The sequence below is a fragment of the Roseovarius halophilus (ex Wu et al. 2025) genome (genome assembly GCF_047086965.1).
In genome coordinates, this window is the sequence record NZ_JBKOTX010000358.1 from 1 (window position 1) to 3,316 (window position 3,316).

General features: G+C 56.0%; 3 protein-coding genes. 1 reads left to right on the forward strand and 2 read right to left on the reverse strand.

Features of this window, described 5'->3' with window-relative positions; all coding sequences use genetic code 11:
• Positions 1 to 104: 104 nt before the first annotated feature.
• On the forward strand, positions 105 to 692 hold the full coding sequence (locus ACH107_RS31315; RefSeq protein WP_412509562.1) for a hypothetical protein: 588 nt from the start codon (positions 105 to 107) through the stop codon (positions 690 to 692).
• A 12-nt stretch (positions 693 to 704) separates the two neighbouring features.
• On the opposite strand, the gene ACH107_RS31320 is transcribed toward ACH107_RS31315, so the two are convergent.
• Both ACH107_RS31320 and ACH107_RS31325 read right to left on the reverse strand, forming a co-directional pair.
• A complete protein-coding gene (locus tag ACH107_RS31320) occupies positions 705 to 1,844 on the reverse strand; it encodes a helix-turn-helix transcriptional regulator (RefSeq protein WP_412509563.1) in 1,140 nt (379 codons plus the stop codon).
• Entirely contained in the window at positions 1,807 to 3,135 is a 1,329-nt protein-coding gene (locus ACH107_RS31325) for an AAA family ATPase (protein WP_412509564.1), read from the reverse strand. Before ACH107_RS31325 ends, ACH107_RS31320 begins: the two co-directional genes overlap by 38 nt.
• Positions 3,136 to 3,316: the final 181 nt, after the last annotated feature.

Genomic DNA, 3,316 nt, shown 5'->3' on the forward strand with positions numbered 1-3,316 from the left:
CCGGCTTACGCAACTGCCCGCATCACCCTACGACACAACATCTCGTGTGGTAACAACCTGAACCGGGAACCGCCAACCCACACAATCCGCGAAGAAGCCGCCTTTTGGCGCATGTGTGGAACGAGATCGAACATGATACCGTTTACAAAGACCTGACAGGTGAATTGTCAGATTTGGAGCGTGAGGCCATTGATTCACTGGGTAACCTTACGAAGACTGGTGATAGCATCATCAAGAGCCTCCTGCGCGCTCGTCAGGCACGAGAGGACAAGCAACAGCTTGACCTAAGTGAGGAGAGCGCGCGCTTTACACATGCGGATGAGTTATCTGAGTTTTTGGAAAAGCATTTTGGGCCAAGGATAAATGGCCAGAAAATGGATTACGACTCAGGCGCCCGCGAGTTGCTCGCGTGTTTGCGTTCGGTAAACTGGCACCATCCGCGCGATGTAACCAGCCAGTTGTCGCCTGGTTTCTTGCAGGATGCCCGTAAAGAAACTTTGCGACTGAAGCGTTTTCTAGAAAAAAACCAGCCTGCTAGACCGTCGTTGGATGCAGAAACCTGCGATCTTCTATTAGTCGCCGTGATCATGAAAAAGCACGAGGCACTGGCGCGTGCAATGCATGATGTTCACTCGAATAAACGAGAGAAAGCTATTCTTGGAGTTTTCGAAGAGGCGGTGCTCAACGGGTAAAATTGATTGTTTTCATTTGAAGGTTGTTGGTTGGTGCGAGGCTTTTGAAAGGGCGTCGCTATAGGCCACTTGTAGGGCTGGAGGTGATAAAATGGTCACGTGCTCCCCCCACCGAAACAAATGCCAGCACATTTCGCGCAGCCCGCCTGCGCGGAATGAAACCGTCAAACTCCCGTCGGGCTCGTCAGTCATGACTTGTGTGGGATGAAACAAGTAAAGCCGAGCATCTGGGGCGGCTTCGGGTGAGAACCGACAAACAACATCGTAGATATCCTCCTGCCAAATCCCGAAGGAACGCTGCATCCAGGCGCCAAGATCGAAGTCTTCCGGGCGCTCGAACACATTCTCAGTTCGCCCAATCCGCTCAAAGCCAGCCAAAGCAAAGAGCCGCACGTCCTTTGCATAGTCGCTGTATGCCACGAGATATTGGCGACCTTCGCCAAGCAGCAGCGCCAAGGGGCCAAGTCGTGCATTGCGACTTAGCAGGCCTGTGGCGCGTGCGCGATGATCCACTTCGATCCAGAGGCCTGCAAGGATCGCGTCGCGCAAGCTGTCCAGGATGTCGATGGGGATCTGTTCTCTCGGCCCAGGGCGTAACGCGACCCCGTCTGCTTCGAGTAGGGTTGCGATGTCGGGCTCGAGCCGGGTTCGCTTTGGTCCGGGTAAGCGCGCACGCAGACGGTCCATGAGTGTTTCTAGATGATCGGCGGTGGCGCTGTCTCCGGATTGGCGCGCAAGTTCAGCCCCACGGTTAAGGGCTGAGATGTCGTCAATAGTGGGATCAGCGAGGCGGCCCGCCGTTCCAGGTGGAAGCCGCCAGCGTTTTCGCCCGCCTGGCTCGTGAAGCTCTTCTGTCTGAGGGAAGGCATCGCGGATTGCGTCGCGCATCCGTTCTGCGGTTCTGCGCGATACCTCATAGGTTTGCCCGATGTCATCGAGTGAGAGGCCATCGGCCCGCCCCTGCATCTGCAGGGCTAGTCTGACAAGATCTGCCAATCGGCCGTAACGCATTGAGGAGCCTCCATTTCGTTCAGATTGACGGAAACCCGTCATGGCTTCAAGCAGGTGCGGACTTTTGCAGAAAATCTCGACAATAAACGCAATGACATCGGGCTCAACGCTCCGCGCGAAACCCAACACGGCTACGTGCATTCGGTTTGGCTTCTTGCTCGCGGTGAAGTTCCGCGATGATTGCGTCAGGTTCGGTTATATCGAGAAAGTTCGATCGCTTGGCCACAACCGCAAAATCACCTGGCGTCAGCTGATCTAGAGCTTCCAGTCCTTGGGGCGGCTCCGTTTTGAAGAATCGCCGAAAACAAGCAGCACGCTGTTGAAGGTTCAGTGGCAAGAAGCTGATCTTCAAGCTGAAACGTCTGGCCGTTGCGGGGTCCAGTTGGTCGATCAGGTTGGTGGTGCAGGCGAAGGGCAGGGGGTGGCTCTCCATCCAGGTCAGCATTTCGTTGACTTGCGAGATTTCCCAGCGATGTGTTGCGCCATCGCGTGCGCCTAAAAGTGAGTCGGCCTCATCAAAGACTAGAAAAGCGGTGGTATCGCGCGCCTCTGCAAATGCATCAGCGATATTGCGTTCGCTGCCGCCGACATAGCGGTCAAGCAGATCTGATGCGCGCCGTTCCAATACGGGCATCTGCATGCTTTCGGCGAGATAACGTGCGAATGCGCTTTTGCCGGTGCCAGGGGGGCCGCTTAAGCATAGCCCGCCGGTATTGGCAAGGCCGCAGGCGACAAGGCGCTCTGTGATCATAGCAAGATCGTGGTCCGCATTGGCCAGTTCTGGTTCAAAGGCAGTGCTATTTTTTGCTGTGATTGGCGTGTGGCCGCCGCGGATCGCGCGGGAAAGTGCTCCGGCGGCCAGCTTAACGTCCTGTGCGCCTCCACCGGTGATCTGTGCGGCCCGAATTGCGCTATCTGCTAGGGCGGGCGCGTCATCCATGCTCTGTGCCAATTCCAGGCATAGGTGTTGGGGCAGTGGTACCTGATGGTGTTCAGCTCGCTTGCTCCAGATCTGGCTGCGTACTGAGACGGGCGGGGTCCTTAGCTCCAGTGTGAAGGAGATACGCCGCAAAAAAGCAGGGTCGCAATCGCTGATATTGTTTGTGGTCCACAGAGTGGGTACTGGGTTGTTTTCTAAAAGCCGGTTGATATGCACTTTTGAGCCGGTGCGTCGGAACGCCCCGCCGAACAGGCCCCCGTCCATTCCGGTGAATAAATCTTCCATTTCATCAAAGAGAATGATGCTTTTACCCTGATGCGCTAAAAGCCTCTGACCGAGGCGCAATTGCTGCAGGCGCTCAAAGCGTGAAGGCTCATCGCCGTCATCATCCGCTTCGCCAACGGCGTGAAGGCTGGCGCTCACTTGGTCAGCGAGAACCTTGCAGAATTCGGTCTTGCCAGTGCCTGGGGCGCCATGAAGCAGGATATTCACGCCATGTTCGCTGCGCGCTACTGCCCCCTTTAACAGTCGGAATGCAAAATCGCGCCCAGCGCCAAGATGCTCAAAGTCATGCCATGGGTTGGGGCACGGTTTCCTGAGACAGTTCATAGCGCTAATTTTCCATCGAAGGAGAATGGACCATGGACGACAAGAACAGCTCGACACCTGGCGC

Bases quoted from the DNA above. Each gene is read 5' to 3' on its own strand.
- ACH107_RS31320 (WP_412509563.1), bottom strand. From the start codon at position 1,844: ATGCACGTAGCCGTGTTGGGTTTCGCGCGGAGCGTTGAGCCCGATGTC.